Origin of the sequence: Kribbella soli, assembly GCF_004331345.1 — a bacterium.
Classification (GTDB): domain Bacteria; phylum Actinomycetota; class Actinomycetes; order Propionibacteriales; family Kribbellaceae; genus Kribbella; species Kribbella soli.
The window spans coordinates 279,501-297,390 of record NZ_SJJZ01000006.1 but is presented as its reverse complement, the minus strand read 5'-3'; the positions used below and the strand labels follow the sequence as shown (position 1 = coordinate 297,390).

10 protein-coding genes are annotated in these 17,890 nt (G+C 68.4%); 2 read left to right on the top strand and 8 right to left on the bottom strand.

The features are described 5' to 3' along the window. Positions 1-19: 19 nt before the first annotated feature. Together E0H45_RS40495 and E0H45_RS40490 are read left to right on the top strand one after the other, a co-directional pair. The gene (locus tag E0H45_RS40495; protein ID WP_131347806.1) at positions 20-955 is read left to right on the top strand and encodes a CE1 family esterase; all 936 of its coding nucleotides are present in this window, start codon (positions 20-22) and stop codon (positions 953-955) included. After that, complete coding sequence (locus tag E0H45_RS40490) at positions 952-2,484, top strand: AbgT family transporter (protein ID WP_131347804.1); 1,533 nt, start codon at positions 952-954, stop codon at positions 2,482-2,484. Before E0H45_RS40495 ends, E0H45_RS40490 begins: the two co-directional genes overlap by 4 nt. A gap of 105 nt (positions 2,485-2,589) precedes the next feature. Here the strand turns inward: E0H45_RS40490 and E0H45_RS40485 are convergent, their stop codons facing one another. The 8 genes from E0H45_RS40485 to E0H45_RS40450 all read right to left on the bottom strand — a co-directional run bounded on the left by E0H45_RS40485 (position 2,590) and on the right by E0H45_RS40450 (position 17,880). Further along, positions 2,590-3,168, bottom strand: coding sequence for an isochorismatase family protein (locus tag E0H45_RS40485; RefSeq protein ID WP_131347802.1), 579 nt, complete (start codon positions 3,166-3,168; stop codon positions 2,590-2,592). A gap of 66 nt (positions 3,169-3,234) precedes the next feature. Beyond that, the gene (locus E0H45_RS40480; RefSeq protein ID WP_131347800.1) at positions 3,235-4,014 is read right to left on the bottom strand and encodes an SDR family NAD(P)-dependent oxidoreductase; all 780 of its coding nucleotides are present in this window, start codon (positions 4,012-4,014) and stop codon (positions 3,235-3,237) included. A 73-nt stretch (positions 4,015-4,087) separates the two neighbouring features. After that, positions 4,088-7,732 carry a hypothetical protein gene (locus tag E0H45_RS40475; RefSeq protein WP_131347798.1) on the bottom strand — a complete coding sequence of 1,215 codons (3,645 nt, stop codon included), beginning with the start codon at positions 7,730-7,732 and terminating at the stop codon, positions 4,088-4,090. Continuing rightward, positions 7,732-14,496 carry a DUF6603 domain-containing protein gene (locus E0H45_RS40470; protein WP_131347796.1) on the bottom strand — a complete coding sequence of 2,255 codons (6,765 nt, stop codon included), beginning with the start codon at positions 14,494-14,496 and terminating at the stop codon, positions 7,732-7,734. Before E0H45_RS40470 ends, E0H45_RS40475 begins: the two co-directional genes overlap by 1 nt. Before the next feature lie 79 nt (positions 14,497-14,575). Next, positions 14,576-14,896 (bottom strand): hypothetical protein, encoded by a 321-nt coding sequence (locus E0H45_RS40465; protein WP_131347794.1) that lies wholly within the window; start codon positions 14,894-14,896, stop codon positions 14,576-14,578. Continuing rightward, entirely contained in the window at positions 14,893-15,732 is an 840-nt protein-coding gene (locus E0H45_RS40460; RefSeq protein ID WP_131347792.1) for a carbohydrate ABC transporter permease, read from the bottom strand. The genes E0H45_RS40465 and E0H45_RS40460 overlap by 4 nt, the downstream gene beginning before the upstream one ends. Next, complete coding sequence (locus E0H45_RS40455) at positions 15,722-16,609, bottom strand: carbohydrate ABC transporter permease (RefSeq protein ID WP_131348295.1); 888 nt, start codon at positions 16,607-16,609, stop codon at positions 15,722-15,724. The genes E0H45_RS40460 and E0H45_RS40455 overlap by 11 nt, the downstream gene beginning before the upstream one ends. Beyond that, on the bottom strand, positions 16,609-17,880 hold the full coding sequence (locus tag E0H45_RS40450) for an ABC transporter substrate-binding protein (RefSeq protein WP_131347790.1): 1,272 nt from the start codon (positions 17,878-17,880) through the stop codon (positions 16,609-16,611). The genes E0H45_RS40455 and E0H45_RS40450 overlap by 1 nt, the downstream gene beginning before the upstream one ends. Positions 17,881-17,890 lie beyond the last annotated feature (10 nt).

Here is a 17,890-nt window from a genome sequence, read left to right as displayed (position 1 = left end):
GCCCCCGAGGAGGCCCCTGATGAACCTCGCACGGCCCAAAATCCCACGCCGTACCGCCCGCCGGTTTGGTGCGCTGCTAGGAGCGGCGGCTCTGGTGACCGCCGCCACCACGTTGCCCACGGCAACGGCAGTCGGCGCTCACAGCGCCGGCTGTGGCAAGCAGGCCGCACCGAGCGGCGACTACACCGTCACCAGCGGCGGCCTCACGCGCACCTATCGCCTGCACGTGCCGGACAACTACCAGAGCTCCAAGGCCAGGCGACTCATCCTCGTGTACCACGGCCGCGGCAAGACCGGCGCCCAGACCGAGGCGTTCTCCGACCTGTCGAAGCTCGACGCGATCGTTGCCTACCCCAACGGTGTGATCGGCGACGAGAACAAGCAGGCCTGGCAGGGCGCGCCGTACTCCGCCAAGGGTGTCGACGACGTGCAGTTCACCGAGGACCTGCTCGACCAGCTGGAGGCGTCGTACTGCGTCGACACGGACGCCGTCTACGTGACCGGCAAGTCCAACGGCGCGGGCTTCACCGGCATCCTCGCCTGCCGGCTCGCCGACCGGATCGCGGCGATCGCCCCGGTCTCCGGCGCGTTCTACATCGAGGGCACGCACTGCGCGCCTAGTCGCCCGGTCCCGGTGCTCAACATCCACGGCACCGGCGACACCACGATCCCGTACGGCGGTGACGGTCAGCGCGACCTCCCCGACGTAGAGACCTGGGTCCGGGACTGGACGGTCCGCGACCACTGCGATCCGGAACCGAAGACGAGCCGGATCGGTGACGACGTACTGAAGTTCACCTACAAGGGCTGCACGGCCGACGTCGTGCACGTCGCGGTCACCGACGGCGGGCACAGTTGGCCGGGATCGGACGCGACATCCGGCCCGGGCTACGTGACGCAGACGTTCGAAGCGCACGAGTTGATCGGCGCGTTCTTCAAGGCGCACACGTTATGAGTACGGCAACCGACACGAGGGAGCTGCCGCGCCTGGTCCGGGCGATGGCGGTCATCGAGCGGATCGGGAACGCGCTGCCGCATCCGTTCTGGCTGTTCTGGATCCTGTCGGCGATCCTGGCCGTGGTCAGCGCGATCCTGTCCGCGCTGGACGTGTCTGTGCTCTCGCCGAAGGACGGCAAGGAGGTCGCGGTCCAGAACCTACTGTCCGGCGACGGCCTGCAGATGGCGGTGTCGACGGCGATCTCGAACTTCGCCGAGTTCCCGCCGATGGCCACGATCGTGGTCGTGATCATGGGCGTCGCGCTGGCCGAGCGGACCGGGTTCCTGCAGGTACTGATGCGGGTCAGCGTGTCCCGGGTGCCGCAGTCGATGGTGGTGTTCGCGGTCGCGTTCGCCGGCACGATGGCGCATGTCGCGTCGGCGGCGGCGTACATCATCCTGGTGCCGCTCGGCGGGCTCGCGTTCCGCGCGGTCGGCCGGTCGCCGATCCTCGGCATCGTGGTCGCGTACACCGCGATCGCCTCCGGGTACGACGCCAGCCCGATCCCGACCCCGAACGACGCGATCTTCGCCGGCATCACCACGGCCGCCGCTCGCACAGTGGATCCGGATGCTCATGTCTCGGTGCTGTCGAACTGGTTCTTCAACATCGCGTCGTCGGTCCTGCTGGCGCTGGTGATCACCCTCGTCACGCGACTGGTGCTGAGCAAGCGGACCGACCTCGACGCCGACCCTGAAGCGCCCGGCGACGACGCGGATCAGCTGTCCGTGTCTGTTGCCGAACGCAAGGGTCTGCGCCGGGCCGGGATCGTGTTCCTGGTCGCGGCCGTCGCGATCGTCGCGGTCCTGCTGCCGCACGGCTCACCGCTGCGCGGCAAGGACGGCAGCATCGTCGACTCACCGTTCCTGGACGGCATCGCGATGGTGGTCGCCGTCCTCTTCGGCCTGGTCGGCATCACGTACGGCGTGACCGTGAAGGCGATCGAGCGCGCCGCCGACGTACCGAAGCTGATGGCCGAAGGCATCAAGCAGATGGCGCCGGTGCTCGTGCTGTTCTTCGCGATCGCGCAGTTCCTCGCGTACTTCGACTGGAGCAACATCGGCGACCTGCTGTCCGCGGAGTCGGCCCGGGTGCTCGGCGATCTCGGGGCGCCGAAGGTGGTGATCTTCCTCGGCATCCTCGCGCTGCTGACGGTGATCAACGTGCTCGTGACGAGCGGCTCCGCGATGTGGTCCCTGACCGCGCCGATCCTGGTGCCGATGATGCTCCTGCTCAACGTCCCAGCCGAAACCACCCAGGCCCTCTTCCGGATCGCCGACTCAGGCTCGACGGCGATCACGCCGATGAGCCCGTACTTCGTGATGGCCCTCGGCTTCCTCCAGCGCTACCGCAAAGACGCCGGCGTCGGCACGCTGGCGTCGTACACAGTCCCACTCGCAGTCTCCATGACCATCGCCTGGACCCTCCTGTTCCTCGCCTGGTGGGCCCTCGGAATCCCCCTCGGCCCAGGAGCCCCCGTCAGATAGGAGCCTGCGGCGCCCACTTTGTGCACCCACCGACCATTTTCCGGCGCCTGAAATGGGCGGTGGGTGCACAAAGTGTGGCGGCAGCGAAGGGTCGGCGCGGAGCGGTTAGGTGAGGGTTACGCCTGCGGTTCGGAGGTCGGTTAGGGCTTGGGTGGTGGTGGACTCGGCTACTCCTGCGGTGAGGGTGGTGAGGACTGTGGTGGTGAAGCCTTCTTGGCGGGCGTCGAGGGCGGTGGCGCGGACGCAGTAGTCGGTTGCGATGCCGCAGACGTCGACATCGGTGACGCCCTTGCCGCGCAGCCAGTCGGCGAGCGTGTGACCGCCCTCGTGCGACTTGCCCTCGAAGCCGGAATACGCGGCCGCGTACTCGCCCTTGTCGAAGATCGCGTCGAACGGCTGCGGGTCCAGGTTCGGGTGGAAGCTGACGCCGTCGGTGCCGGCCACGCAGTGCCGCGGCCAGGAGTTCACGAAGTCGGGCTCTCTGGAGAAGTGGTCACCCGGGTCGATGTGGTGATCCCGGGTGGCCACGACGTACGCATACTGCCGCTCGTCGGGCTCGGCCTCGTGCCAGTGGTGCAGCAGTTCGCCGATCCGGAACGCGACGTCGGCGCCACCGGCCACGGCCAGGCTCCCGCCTTCGCAGAAGTCGTTCTGCACATCAACCACGATCAGTGCCCGGGCCATCGCGACGCTCCTTTTCCGGAGTACTCCTCAGCCCACCGTACAAGCGTCGGCGCCGTCGACGCTGCATTACGCGGGGATCAGGTCTCCGCCGGTCACGTGCAGCAGTTGGCCCTGGATCGCCTTGGTGCGGGGCGAGGTCAGGAACAGGATCGCGTCGGCGAGCTCGGACGCGTCCGGGAGGTGCCTCGCGGTGAATCCGGCCGCGATCCGGTCCAGCGCCTGGCGGGGGATGACCCGGTGCGCCCCGTTCTCCAGCGTGATGCCGGGAAGGACGACATTGACCAGTACGCCGTCCGCGCCGAGATCGTGCTGCAGACTCGCCGCCAGGCCGTGCAGTCCCGCCTTCGCGGCGCCGTACGCCCAGGAACCGCGCATCCCGCGCTCGGCGAGGTCCGTCGAGATCAGCACCAGGCGGCCGTGTTCGGAGGCGCGGAGTGCCGGGGCGACCTGCTGGACGAGGTGGAAGTTCCCCTCGAGGTTGGCCCGGATGATCTCGGTCCACCACTCGACCCGGGAGTCCTCGATCCGCTCCGGCCGGTCGTCGTACCCGAGCGTTCCCCAGCTGACCGCGTTCGCGACCACGGCGTCCAGTCCGCCCCAGTGCTCCACCGTCGACGCGACGGCGGCCGCGATCGTCTCCGGGGCACCGAGATCCAGCTGGACGACGTACGCCGTACCACCGGCCGCCTCGATCTCCTCCGCGACGGCCTCGGCCGCGTCCTTCTGTGAGTTGTAGGTGATCGCGACCCGGGCGCCTTCCCGCCCGTAAGCGATCGCGGTAGCCCGCCCGATCCCCGACGACCCACCCGTCACCAGCACCGCGGCATCCTTCAAACCCAGGTCCATGACCCGTCCTCCTGCATATATTGTTAGTCGGCTAATCACAAAACTTAGCCGACTAACAAAACAGATGCAAGATCTAGGTTGTGACCTCGGCGACTACTTGGGTCTGGGCGCCGTTGGGAGCACGCAGCACGAAGGTGACGACCATCGGGGGTGCCAGCCGGATGAGGATCTGATACTCGTGCGGCGGGTCCTCGGTCACCCGGACGGCTTGGATGGGGTCGGCGCTCGGGAAGGGGCCCGGGCGGGCCGGGATGTCGTCGAGCTCGAAGCGAGCCCGGACCGGTGGTGGTAGCGGACCGATCGGGAACGGACGGCGGGTCTGCTGGGCTTGAACCCCCAGAACGTAAGGGGGTTGAGCTGCGACATCGGCATCCGAGCGGAGCCGTGCCACCACACCGCGGCCGACGATCGTGAAGATGTCGATCAGATCGAGACTGGGCGGTTCGGCAACGAACGCCGGCACGGTGACCTGCTGTTCGGCGAGCCGGCCGAGCGGATCGACCAGCCGGACGAAGACGTCGACCGGCTGGCCGCTGTCGGGCCGGGTGAGCCATACGCCGAGTGGCGTTCGGCCGACCGCTCGCGGTCCGCGGACCAGGGCTGCACCTGGGTCGGCGTTGGCCGGCGGCGGTCCGGAGACCGGGCCTTCCGCTACCTCTTGAAGTGGGAGCGGATCGACGTTGACCACCCCAGCAGCGCCCTGTACCTCGACCGAGATGCGGTGGTTCCCCAGAGCAACCTCTCGGGGAGGTGCCGAGGTTGACGTCGTCACCAGGATCAGCTCGCCTGTGCCGATCGGCGTAGCGACGAGCGGAGCCAGGTCGGGCGCCGTTCCTGGAAGGACTGTCACGACCACTGGTTCGCAGGCAGTCGACGGCAGACCACGCACGGCCGCAACCGGCACAGCATCAACCGGTATGGCGACCGCCCGCACAAACCAGTCGTCCCACGACGGACCGAACGCACCCGTCCAGTTGGCCGTGTAGGTCAACTCGCCAGTGACCGGGTCGGGTGGCTGCCCTGCGCCGGGCGGAACAGCCGGTACGACGGCGAACGCTGGTCCCATCGACTCGAAGGATCGCGCGGCGACCTCGGATCGCGTCCGGAACAGCCGGAACTCGCGGACCGGCACGCGGCTCGCCGAGGTCATGGTCAGGGCGACGGTGCCCGCGACTCCGATGACCGAACTGACGACAGGCGCCGCGGGACGACGCAGTCGCGGTGCCGCGACGGCCTGCAGGCTTTCGTGAGCGGGCGCGCCGCCAGGCCAGGCCGACTCGATGCCTGACGTGGACAGCGTGGTCACGGTGAACAGGTGGATGTCCGTGGATCCCTTGGGCAGGGTGACGTCCGCTTCGCGAGCCGAGCCGGGCAGCACCATCAGACGCCGGAAGATCGACCGGCGGCGGTCAGCCGGGAGGGCGTCGTACGAGTCCCAGAGTTGTTGCAGCCGTACGCCGGGCAGCGTGCCTTCGGCCGCTCGGGCCGGGAGCCCGACGGATTGACGAAGGGCCGTCTCGGCGATCTCCCAGACGATGATTCCCTTGTCTGCTTGGAGTTGCGCACCGGCGGGCACAGACCACTGCACCCTCGCGTGCGAGCAGCCTTGCGCGTCGGGTGCGCTTCCCATCGGGACACCGGGCGGCAGCGGCGGCGGAATCGGCGCGACCGGGACTGGCGTCGCCGCACTTGTCAGCGCAGGACTTGCCGCAGCCGGCGTCAGGCCGGACGTGACCCCGATCAGCAGGTGGGACCGCGTCCACAAAGCCGCACCCCAGCGCGCTGTCACTCCGAAGTCCAGGACGGGCACAGAGATCCGCAGCTTGTACCGGCGGCCTTCTTCGCCCTGTGCAGGCCCAGCCGGTACGACGTTCTCACCGGCCGAGTCCAGATGCTCTACCTGTACTCCGGCGCCGCCCTGCAACTCGTGACCCGCGAAGCTCAGCGCCACATCCCGCCGAAAGCAACCAGCGGGTGCGGCACCGAACGGCGTAACACCCGCCGGTGGCGGACTGGTCGACGACGCCATCGGGAACATCACGACGCGCAGGTCGACCGCGACCGGCGTACGGTCTTCCCAGCCCACCGCGAGCTCGACCTCGAGCGTCGCGGGGCACGAGGTCGAACCGGTGAAGGTGGAGTTGAGCGCCATCGCGATGATCCGCGGCCGGGGCGGAGCAGGTTCGTCGCCGGCGTACAGCGCGTCCTCCCATTTCGACCAAACGCCGAAGACATCCTGAACCGCGACCGGATAGCCCGGACTGCGCCCGCCGCTTCCGAGCGGGATCTCGGCGGCGGCGTCGACGATGCTCGTCCGGCGGAACTCCGGCTGATCCTCCGGACCGTCAGGCACCGGAAGCAGCGGCCGGAAGTCGCCCGCGGGCCGCAGCGGCAGCAAGCACTCCGCGGTCGTGTCGGCCGGCGACTCGAAGCGAGCCAGTGATCCGCCGGTTCCTTGCCCGAGCGCGGCCGTGCTCGGCGGCCGGAACCACGAGATGCGCACCGTCTCGCGCCACGGTCGATCCGGTACTTCGGGCGCCACCAGCCCATCGCGGACAGCCGCGACATTGAGCGGCGTCGCGGTGTTCACGTGCTGCGGGAAGGACGGCAGGTACGCCGCCATCGCGGTGGAACCCATCCCGTTGGGCGTGTCCGAGTACTCGGCGGTGACCATCAGGTCGTCACCACCCACGCCCGGCTGGTCGTGCTGAAGTTCCTCCAGGTAGCTGGTTCCGAAGCCGAGTCCCAGGGCCAGGAACGGGTCCGCACTCGCAGGCAGGGTCAGCAGTGAGAGCACAGGCAGCTCGGCAGTCGCGGTCAAGGAAGACCCACTCGGACCGTCGACCGGTCCGGTGTCGAGCACGTTCTGCTGCTCGTACGGCGGAAGGGCCGGGCGGTAGATCCGCTCGATCCGGGGCAGGGTCTCGTTGCGGATCTCCTTGAGCAGCATGCCGTAGTCCGGTGGCGCCCAGAGCGGCGCAGTACGGCTCGTGGCGGTGACTGGGTACCAGCCGACCGGGGGACCGCCGCGCTTGAGTCGCTGCAGGGCTGCCTCGACCGGATCCACCGGGTTGTCGAAGAAACCCTGCGGTCCGGTGTCGTACGACGTACCGGGCCAGGGGGAGTCCACCGGCAGGCCTACGCGTTCGAGCCGCGTCCACTCGTCGTCGTCGAGCACCTGCTGGAGTAGCTCGATCCGGAGGTCCGGGCTGTGTCCGTTGACCAGTAGCGCTCTCGTGCCGCCCGGGCATCGGACGACGAGCCGCACCCGAGCACCTCCGACACTGGTGACGGCGGCGGCTCCGACGGTGGCCTCGAGGCCCAGAGCACCGCGGGTGACCAGTAGCCCGACAGGGCGACCCGGGTCGATCGGGTCGCACTCGACTTCGACGTACGAGGCGACTCTGCTCCAGTTCAGTCCTAGGCCGCCCTTGACCGGGAGCTGGGTGAAGTCGGCGCGCTCGGGCTGGTCCCGTCGCGGCCGCTGCCACACGACGAACGGCTCGGACGGAACACCGAGTTCCTTGGCGCAGATCCAGCGCAACTGGATCTCGGTGGGCCGCTTCTCCCGGATCGTCTTCAGGTGCTCCAGCAGCCGGTCGTCGATCACGACGTGGTGCTGACGAACCTGCTGCAGGTGCTGCTCGGCAAGGACGGGCCACGGGATCTTGGCTGCTTCGGCGCGGAACCAGTAGGGCCAGGCGATTCGACGAGCCATCAGTCCTCCACCTCCCAGGGCGCCCGGTGCAGGGCGATGCGCAAGGCCTCGGCCCGCTGTTCCGGAGTACCGGCGAGTGCGTCACCGGCGAGTACAAGATCCAGGCGCAGCTCGGAGCCGCGGGAGCCTGGGGCGAGCAGGATGACGGCTCGGGTGCCGCCTGGTCCTTTCACGAGTTTGGTGATGCCGGCTCTTGGTAGATCGCCGGCCGCGACCGCTGCGGTGCTCGGCTCGAGCGAGAGCCAGTCACCCTCGACTGCGGCCCACCACTTGTGACCCGGCCCGGCTGATGGGTCGGGTGGCCCCTCGACGACGGTAGGCATCGGCCGCGAGCGCCACATCGCCTCGCTGCATTCCACGACGACCGCGACCGGCTGCGGTACGGCCTCACCGGACCAGAGCACTTCGGCCGCGGGATAGCGAGGTACTTGCGGGATGGCGAGCCCGGCGGACTGGTAGACCGTGTCCAGGACGTCGCCGGCCGGGGTCAGAGGTAGTGCGGACAGCGCGGTCGGAGTCGGCACATGTCGGTCCGCGCGGGTTCCGAGCCGGATGAGCTTCGCCAGGTCGCCGACCGTGTCGAAGCGAGAGGTGGTGAAGCCGACCCGGTAGATGCGCCTGCCGTGGGCGTTGTCAGGTGCCCCCTTCGGTACGGCTTCGATGTCGACCAGGTAGTCGGTGAGCGGCTGCAGGTCGTAGGGCAGCGTCAGGATCGTGCCGTGGGTGCTGCTGCCACTGCTGTCGGTGCACGGCAGCTCGTCGAGCATTTCGGTCACCGCCTGCTGCCACGGGTTCATGACCTGGCCCAGGTCTGGTGTCAGTGCACCCATCACCCCGCCCTGGCCGGTCAGTTGATAGGGCAGGGTGAGTGAGAGGCCGCCACCTGGTGGTTCGGGATGGAAGCCGGACGAGGCCTGCACGTGGACGCGCAACTCCTCGCCGTACGCGTCGAAGAGGGCGGTCACGTTCTGGGTGGCGAGCGCGATCCGGATCGGCTCGGCGCAGAAGATGCCGGTCTCGTTCATCGCCGGCGCGGTGGCCAGCAACCATGGCCCGAGATCACGAGGTACCTCGTCCGGCCCGTCCGCCGCGAACTGGAAGTCCCGCGTCTCCTCGCCGCCCCAGTTCTCCGGCTCGGTGGGTGACGGCTTGTTCGCACCGGCCACGGACTGGGCGCGGTACTTGACCCTGACCGTGTACGACTGCGACGGCACGAGCAAGGCGACGTCGGTCGGGTCCTGGGTCAGGGTGGATTCGAGCAGATCGCGGTCGGTCGTGATGACCTGGGTGTCGTAGTCGAAACGCCACCGCTCGGCGGTGGTGATCCCGGCCGCGGCGACCAGCCAGTACGGCGTACCGGTCAGGAACCTCTCGCGGCGATCGGCGCCGAGCTCCACCACGGCAACGCTGCCCGGTACGTCGACGACAACGCGGCAGAGCAGCAGGTCGCGTTCTTCGGCGACGACCCGGGCCGCGATCCGCCCGGCGCGTTCGATCGGGTCGGCCCAGGGGCCGGCCGGGTCGGTCCACTCGCCTGGCAGCGGGTTGGTCGACGTCACCATGCTGTCCGGGGTGACCGGCTGCTGCGCGACGACCGAACCGTCGCTCTTGCGGCAGGTGATGATCAGGCCCTCGTTGAGCATCCGCTCGGACACCAGCAGGAGGAGTTCGAGCGCTTCGAGACCGCCGTCCACCGAGAGCCGCACGGTGTTGCCGAAGTCCGACGGCTTGAACCCGGTCTCCTCCCAGATCTTCTTGACCAGCTCGCGTTCTTCCTCGGTCCCGTACGGCGCCGGGTCGGGTTCGTCGCCCGACGGTGAACGCAGGATCCGGCCCTGGCATCCCAGTGGCTGGTCGGAAAGCTCTTTGTCCCAAGCCGTTTCGGCCCATGCCGCACCGAGGTCGGCCAGCGACGTACCGGTGGCGAGCAGGTCCACGACCTCCTGCAGAGCCTCGCCGTTCATCGGCAGCGCGGCGTTGCTGAAGGTCAGCGGGTTGCCGCTCTGCCAGACCTGGATCGAGTCGACGTGATCGATGTGGCCGGTCGGACACGGCACCGAGTCGCCGACGACGACCGCAGGATCCGTGCCCTGCAAGAGATCGGCGAGCGGATGGTGGGTCCGCCAGGTCTCGGTGACGTCGAGCTTGGCGTCGACCGGCGTGCTGCGGAAGTCGCCCGGCTGGTCCGGCCAGGGGATGCCGGTCAGGCGCCAGCCGGTCGGACTCGGTCCGGTCGGCTTGTTGTCGAAGGTCCACACGACCGGCGCCGGGCGGGCGGGGTCGCTGCAGATGTGTCCCCATTGTTCGTTGACCGTGGTGGTGAGGCTTTCGCCGTACGGGACGGCTCGCGGTGCGGGCGTTGGCAACCAGCTCAGCAACGCGAGCGCCGGGCCGAGTTGGGACTGGCCGGGCGCGCTGCGTGCCCACCAGGTCGCGGGTGTCTTGCCTGCGGGCGGATCCGGCTGCAGGTCGCCGATCAACTCGACGCTGGTGAGCTGGAAACGCCACCAGTTGTCGCCTCGGCGCACCCACGGGTCGGCTCCGGCGCCGGAGGTACCGCGCGCCTCACCACCAAGTACGACGTTGCCCGGCAGGACACTCGGCGGGGTCTTGAACAGGACGACCGGAACCGCATCCAACGGAACGGTCGGTATCGGGTCGCCGGACTGAGCTGCTGCGTCACCCAACGCGCCGTCGACGGCCCGATCGGTCGCGCTGCCCTCGACGAGGGCGGGGGAGCGGCTGACAAGTTTCACCCCGCCGATCAGCTCCGGAGGATCGGCCGGGTCCGGTGGGCCGCCGCCGATCTCGAGCTTGATGCAGCCCTCGACGCTGAAGAAGAAAAAGTCGACCTTGCCGCAGACCCGGCCGGTGATGCTGGTCGTGTCGGTGCTGCCGCGGCGGCCGACCAGCACGGTCAGTTCGGCCCGCGCCGAGATGCCGACGATCCACAGCCGCAGCTCGCCCCGGGCGTAGATCATCCCGCCCAGACCGAAAGGCTCGAACGAGATCAGCGCGTCGAACCCGGCCGCGACCTCGAAGTACAGGCCGACGGACTTGCTGCCCATCAGCACGCACTGCAGGTGGAAGCCGACCGCGATCGCCAGACCGTTGGTGGTGATCGGCAGCTTCGGATTGGCGAGCGTGGTGCCGTCGCCGTGGATCATCAGATAGCCGGTGCCGCGGAAGACGTCGAGGATCGAGACCGTCACCGGGTCGGTGTAGGTGCCGAGATCGATGAACCAGTTCTGCGCCTGCGACAGATGGAAGAACGCGGTCACCGGGACGCGGATCTTCAGCAGCTTGAGAATGCTGTACTCCGCGACGATGCCGATCGTGATCGTGCCGCGGCCGAAGTCGAGGTCGAGCACGGCCAGGAAGGTGGCACTGCTCTGCGCCTTCAGGACCGGCGGCATCTTCAGTACGTCGGCCTTCATCACCAGCAACAGCCGCGGCCCGGGCACCTCGACCAGCACGATCCCCTTGAGGTGGATCAGGAAGCCACCTTCGGCGGTGCCGAGCATCATGCCCGCGGCGATCGCGAAGCTGCCGGGGTTGAGCTCCCAGCCCGCCGGATGCATCACGCTGAACCCGCGGGCAGGCGTGAGCTGATTCTCCAGCCACTTCAACGCCGGCGCCTGGACTCCGGTCTGCTCGAGCCTGCGGTAGTTGACCCCGACCCCGCCCAGGAAGCCGAAGATCCCCAGCCCCGAGTTGCCCAGCGGCAACGGCACCGGGAACTCGACCTCGGCCCCGACCAGCACTCCGGTCGTGCCGGCCCGGCTCTCCAACGCGAGCGTGGCACTCGCGCGCAGGCCGATCGACGGGAAGGTCAGATCGAAAGCGCCCTTGAACCCGAGATCGGTGATCTCCAGGTAGCCGGTGCCGTGAATCGCGCCTGGGATGTCCAGAGTGGCGCCGAGCTTGGTGAGTTGCGGCGCCTCGAAGGCGTCGAGCCGGAGCCGGACCCGAACGGTGTCGACGGTGACGATGCCGAGATCGACTCCGAGGCCGACTTCCACTTCCAAGTAGGTCGGGTTGAGTCGGCTCGCGCGAACGCCGAGCACCCGGAGCAACGAATCCAACGGCGGCGCGGCCATCAACGACCCGGCCGGTACGTCGAGCGTGTAGCCGCGGCTCGGGTCGAACACGGGCAGCGGCACGTACTCGACCGTCCCGTCGCCGTTGTTCTCGGTGTCCCACGTGCTTCTGATTCCGACCGCTTGGTAGCGGGTCACGATCGGCTTCTGCGGATCGACCTTGATGAAGCCGAGGTCGAACGAGAACGCGGTCTCGAGATCGAGCAGCACGCTGATCTGGGTGGTGGTCGGGCCGCTGCCGGTGGCCGGGTTCACGAGGCCGTCGGTGACCACGAGCTGCCCGCCGCGCAGGACGACGTACTGGGTCTGGATCTGGCCGCCGGCACCCAGCCCGACCGCGGCGCTGCCGAGGACAACGAGCGGAACCAGCTCGCCTGCTGTCGGACTCGGCGGCGTGACCGCGGCCAGGAGCGGGGAGAGGGCGGAGACCGCACCGAGGATGTTGAGCGCGGTGTTCGAGCCCGCGGACGCTCGCTCGACCTTGGCGAGGCCGTCGAGATCGCCTTCGATGGCCCGGAACTCGGCACTGGTCTCCCAGGACGAGCGGTCCTCGGCGACCTTGAGCCGGACCAGAAACGTGCAGATGCCGTCGCTCGGATTGGTCCTGGCCGGGAGTTCCTCGTCCGTGTGCTCGTCCAGGCGCGCTTCGGCCGCGGTACGGACGTCGAACTCGCCGTAGATCTCGGCGCGCACGAAGGTGCCGCGGATCAGTTCGACCCGGACGCCGATCTTGCGGAAGCAGTCGGGGACCAGTTGGCGCGGTGGCTCGGGGTCGACTTCCGTGGTGGTCGCGGCCGCTGGGCGGGTCAGGTCCGCGGTGACGGTTTCGGTGGTTGGTGCCACCAGTGCTGGTTTGGCGGTCGCCCGCCACCAGTGCGCCGAGCCGGGCGCCGGCGTCGTGCTACCTGCCGCGGTCCCCTGACCGTGTGCGGTGCCGGGAGTCACGGTGGTGAACTGCAGTTCCGTGGTCAGCAGTTGGATCAACGCATCCCGGCGCCGCCTGCTGAGCTCGAGGTTCCGAGTGACGGCGTCCGGGTCGGTGTGGCCCTCGAACGACGCGAAGCCCTCGACGACCAGCGGCGTGGACTTCGGGATCTGTTCCAGCCGGGCCCGCGAGTCCGGGCCGAGAAAGGGCTGCGCGGCGCCCCATTCCTGGCGAGACGATGCGGGGGAGGTGCGGATGTTGTCCGCGACGGTGGTCCAGTTGGTGCTGGTGCCGGTGGGGAACTCGGTCGTCGTCGGGTGGTTGAACAAGGTGTAGGCGCTGAACTCGGCCACTGCGGCGGGGGTGACTGTCCTGGTCGCGGTCACCGTCACGGTCGCGCCGGCTGCCACCGGGATCACGGCGGTGTCGCCGTTGGCGGAGCCGCCGGGCCACGACCAGGCGATGTCGCCGCCATCGTCCGGATCGAGTCTCACAGTTGCGTTGCTGTCGGTCTGACTGGTGACGACCACGCGATGGCCGGTGCTGGTGACAGTTCGCGGTACGACTTCGCCACCTGGCGGGGGAGGCGGAGTGACCGGCGTTGCGGTCGCCTTGCGGACGGAGATGTTCCTGATCAGCTCGTGCAGGCCCGCATCGGTGACCTTGATCTCCAGCGCCATCGTTCCGGCGGCCGGGAGCAGGATCGTCCGGCGGTCGAGGGTGGTGGGATCGCCGCCGTTGACGGTGACGCGATACTTGTACGGCGCGAGTCCGCCGCCGGCCGTGATGTACAGCGTTGCGCTGTCGGGCAGGTCGACCGGATTCGGTATCGGGTCGGTGTCCGGCACCGGATACCACTCACCGGCCGGACCCTGGAACGCGAGCCGGACCGTCGGCGACTGGCCGCGGTTCACCACCTCGGCCTCGAACAGCCCGGTCACCCCCGCGTGCTGACCGATCCCGATCCACAGGTCCCGTACTCCGGCGCTGACCGCCAGCCCTTCGAGCCCGGTCGGCGCGACGAAGAGCCTGACCTCGGGCAGATACAACCCCTGCCAATCGGTCGGCTGCGTCCGCGCATTCGCCGGTACGCCGGACGGGCCGGCTTCACCCGTCAGATCCAGGGTGGCGCTGCGGAAGGCGAACCCGACCACCTCACCCGGACCGATCAACGCATGGGCCGGCTCCATCCGGATGAAGTCGAAGATCTGATCCTGCGGAGGATGACCACTGACCGTACTGCTCAGCAGCTTGACCTCGAGACCCTGCCCGACAGGTCGCAACAGCCGGACCCGCAACGCAGGCAGGTGGAACCGGACATCCGGGTTGGCCGGATCGGCACGCAGTTGTCCCTGCGCGTCGAGCTTCGCACCCCGCAGGAACGGCAACCGTGCGATCGCCTGTGGAGTGTCGACCACGAGCCGCACGGTCCCGTCCGGATCACCGCCCGGCGCGTCCAGCCGGAGCGCGAACTCGACCCCGACCCGCGGATCGGGAAACGTGAGCAGTGTGGCGGTGCTGTTCACCGCTCCCGGACTTCGGTTGAACGATCCCGTCGCCGGATCGAGACTGAGCGGCAGATCGCCACCCACGGTCGTCTTCCACACCCGCCAGCTGAACCCGTCGTCCTCGACGCGTTCCTCCTCGGTCGGTGTGTCCACGCTGTCCAGCACCGGCTCGAGCGCATCGAGCCCGCCACCGTTCTTCAAGGACGCAGGCGTGTCATCCCAAAGACTCATCTGTACTTCCCCCCAAGAAAATCCCCAGGGTTCAGGACAGCAGTTCTCGCCGCCGGAGGAAACCCCTCAGCACCGGCCGTCAGTCGATCGGGCGGCCGGAGAGCTGGGCGAGTTCGGTGAAGAAGGCGCGGTAGACGGGCTCGTCGGCCATCGTGATCTCGATCGTCGAGCGCGAGTACACGCTGCTCATCAGGCGGCTGTAGATCGGTTCGTCCAGGTCCTCGACGTACGAGAAGTGCAGCAGGATGACGCCGCGCTTGCGCACCTGGACCTGCACCTTGACCCACTCCAGCGGGGTCCGGTACGACCTGAGGACCTTGCTGCGCTCGAACAGTTCGAAGACTCCGCGATCGACCCGGATCTGTACCCGGCCGTGTTCGAAGACGATCGGCTCCGTCATTTGAGACCCGAGTGCGCCAGGCCCTCGACGAACTGGCGTTGGGCGATGACGAACACGATCAGGACCGGGAGGACGGTCATGGTGGCGGCGGCGAGTTGCGTGTTCCACATGTCGGCGCCGTACGCGTCGGTGAATCGGGTGAGGGCCTGCGGCAACGTGAACAACTCCGGCGAGGTGAGGTAGACGGTGGGTTCGAGATAGAGGTTCCACGAGGCGAGGAAGGTCAGGATCGCGACCGCGGACAGCGCCGGCCGGGCGAGCGGCAGGCAGATCCGCCACCAGATCCCGGGGCGGCCGAGGCCGTCGAGCCGCCCTGCCTCCTCGAGTTCGGCGGGCAGGGCGATGAAGAACTGCCGCATGATGAAGCTCGCCAGCACGCACGGTGCGCCGAACGCGGTGACCAGGATCAGCGGCCAGTGGGTGTTGATCAGCCCGGCCCGTTTGAACACCTGGAACAGCGGGACGATCGTCACCTCGCTCGGCACCAGCAGGCCGGTCAGCACCACCAGGAACAGGGCGTTGGCACCAGGAAACCGGATCCGGGCGAAGGCGTACCCGGCCATGCTCGAGACCAGCAGCGTGATCAGGGTGACGAGTACGGCGATGTAGACGCTGTTCAGGTACTGCCGGGCGAACGGCTGGAACGTGAACGCTTCACCGTACGCGGCCAGGGTCGGATGCTCGGTCCACAGCGACGGCGGCGCCTTGAAGATCTCGGGCAGCGGCTTGATCGACGCCGCGACCATCCAGATCGTCGGCACCGCGAACGGAATCGCCAGTACGGCGAGCGCTGCCACCAGCAGCACCCGTCGGGGCATCGAGGTTCTACTGCTCATGGAACACCCATTTCCGGCGCAGCTGCCATTGCAGCAGCGTCAGCACCATCACGAAGCTCAACAGCATCAGCGCGAGCGTCGAGCCGTAGCCGATGTCGTTGAACTCGAAGGCCTGCTGGAACACGTAGTACACGAGCACGGTGGTGCTCAGCTCCGGCCCGCCACCGGTCAGTACGGCGATCTGCGCGAACGACTGCAGCGCGCCGACGACGGTGATGATCGCGGTCAGCAGCACCGTCGGCGAGATCAGCGGCAGCGTGATCCGGGCGAAGATCGACCGGCTGCGCGCGCCGTCGATCCGGGCCGCTTCGTACAGCTCCGACGGCACGCCCTGCAATGCCGCCAGGAACAGCACCATGTTCACACCGACGCTGCGGACGACCTGGCTGACGATCACCGACAGCATCGCGGTGTCGCCGTGCTGCAGCCAGTTCGGCCCGTCCACACCGATGGCGTGCAGGAGTCCGTTGATCCCGCCGTTGTCCTGCAGCAGGAAGCCCCAGACCAGGGTCCACGCCACCACGGACACCACGACCGGCGAGAAGAACAAGGTGCGGAAGAACGTCGCGCCGCGGAACTGCCGGTTCAGCAGTACGGCGATCAGCAGGCCGAGGGTGATGTTCAGGATCACGACGCCGCCGGAGAAGACGACTGTTGCCAGCAGCACCGATGGCAACTGCGGGTCGGAGGCCAGCGCGGCGTAGTGGTCCGCGCCGACGAAGACCTGCTTGCCGGTGAAGACGTTCCACTTGTTCAGGCTGTACCAGATCGCCAGGCCGACCGGGATCAGTACGAACAGCACGACACCGAGGAACTGTGGCGCGATGAACAGGTACCCGGTCAGCACATCTCGCCGGCGTGTGGTCCAGTAGCGCATCACTTGGCCAGGATGGGATCGATCGCGGTGCAGACCGACTTCAGGACGGCGGGGATGTCGGCGTCGGTCTTCCACAGTGCGTCCAGTGCGGTCTTGCCCTTCTGGGCGATCTCGGCCGGGCTGGTGTGGTTGGGCAGCGTGACGGCGTTCGGCAGCTGGTCGACCACGACCTCCTGCAGCTGGGCCGCGGACAGCTTCTTGTTGTTCTCGGCAAGCTTCGCGCCGGTGAGCAGCGACTTCCGGGGCGGCGGGAAGAACTGTGCCAGCTTCGCCGCGTTCGCCGGATTCGTCAGGTAGGCAAGGAAGTCTGTCGCCTGGTCCGGGTGCTTGCTGGCGGCAAGGACGCCGACACCGGCCTGGCCGAGTACGGCGTACTTGCCGGACGGTCCGGCCGGTAGCGGGTACAGGCCGAACTTGAACGACCCGGTGAGTAGCGACGCCCGGGAGACCTGGGCGACGGTGAAGGCGGCGTCACCGGCGAAGAAGTCGGCCTTGGTGCCGGGGCCGGGCATCGCGCTGGTCTTGAACGCCGCGTCGTGCAGGAACGTGAAGGCGCGTTGCATCTCCGGGCTGTCGAACGTGCAGGTCTTTCCGTCCGGGCTCCACGCCGAGCCGCCGAAGCCGGTCCAGACCGTGGCCAGCGTGTTCCAGGACTTGTAGTCGAAGTCCCGAACGACGAAGCCCGCCTTGCCGGTCTTGGCGTGGACGGCGGCACCCGCGGCGGCGACCTGGTCCCAGGTCAGCGTCTTCGGATCGATCTTCTGACCGGCCTTCGCCAGCAGGTCGGTGTTCACGTACAGCGCGAACGGCGAGTTCGAGAACGGGTAGGCGTACAGCTTGCCGTCGCGGCTGAACTCCTTGGTCGCGCTGTCCACCAGGTCGTCGTACTGCCAGCCGTCGGTCGCCTTCAGCTTGTCGGTCAGGCCGACCAGCGCGTCGGAGGCGATCAGGTCCTTGGACAGGTCGCCCATCCAGGCCAGGTCGGGCGCGTTGCCGCCGGCGATCTGCGTCGTCAGGGTGGTGTTGTAGTCGGCGAACGGCAGGCTCTCGAAGGTGATCGAGCTGACCTCGGGGTGGTCGGCGCGGTAGGCGTCGCCGATCGCGTTGAACAGCTTGAGTTGGTCCTCGTTGGAGGTCCAGACCGTCATCCGCAGTTTGACGTCGGTGGCCTTCGACCCCTCCGCCCCGGTGCCGGATGCGCCGCACGCGGCAGTCAGCGTCGCTGCCGTGGTCAGCGCGAGCGCGCCGAGCAACTTCCTTGCAGTGATCATGATGTGGTCC

Excerpts from the sequence above, each read along its gene's own strand:
- E0H45_RS40490 (WP_131347804.1), top strand. The coding sequence starts at position 952 with ATGAGTACGGCAACCGACACGAGGGAGCTGCCGCGCCTGGTCCGGGCG.
- E0H45_RS40495 (WP_131347806.1), top strand. The coding sequence starts at position 20 with ATGAACCTCGCACGGCCCAAAATCCCACGCCGTACCGCCCGCCGGTTT.
- E0H45_RS40470 (WP_131347796.1), bottom strand. The coding sequence starts at position 14,496 with ATGAGTCTTTGGGATGACACGCCTGCGTCCTTGAAGAACGGTGGCGGG.
- E0H45_RS40450 (WP_131347790.1), bottom strand. The coding sequence starts at position 17,880 with ATGATCACTGCAAGGAAGTTGCTCGGCGCGCTCGCGCTGACCACGGCA.
- E0H45_RS40485 (WP_131347802.1), bottom strand. The coding sequence starts at position 3,168 with ATGGCCCGGGCACTGATCGTGGTTGATGTGCAGAACGACTTCTGCGAA.
- E0H45_RS40475 (WP_131347798.1), bottom strand. The coding sequence starts at position 7,732 with ATGGCTCGTCGAATCGCCTGGCCCTACTGGTTCCGCGCCGAAGCAGCC.
- E0H45_RS40455 (WP_131348295.1), bottom strand. The coding sequence starts at position 16,609 with ATGCGCTACTGGACCACACGCCGGCGAGATGTGCTGACCGGGTACCTG.
- E0H45_RS40480 (WP_131347800.1), bottom strand. The coding sequence starts at position 4,014 with ATGGACCTGGGTTTGAAGGATGCCGCGGTGCTGGTGACGGGTGGGTCG.
- E0H45_RS40465 (WP_131347794.1), bottom strand. The coding sequence starts at position 14,896 with ATGACGGAGCCGATCGTCTTCGAACACGGCCGGGTACAGATCCGGGTC.
- E0H45_RS40460 (WP_131347792.1), bottom strand. The coding sequence starts at position 15,732 with ATGAGCAGTAGAACCTCGATGCCCCGACGGGTGCTGCTGGTGGCAGCG.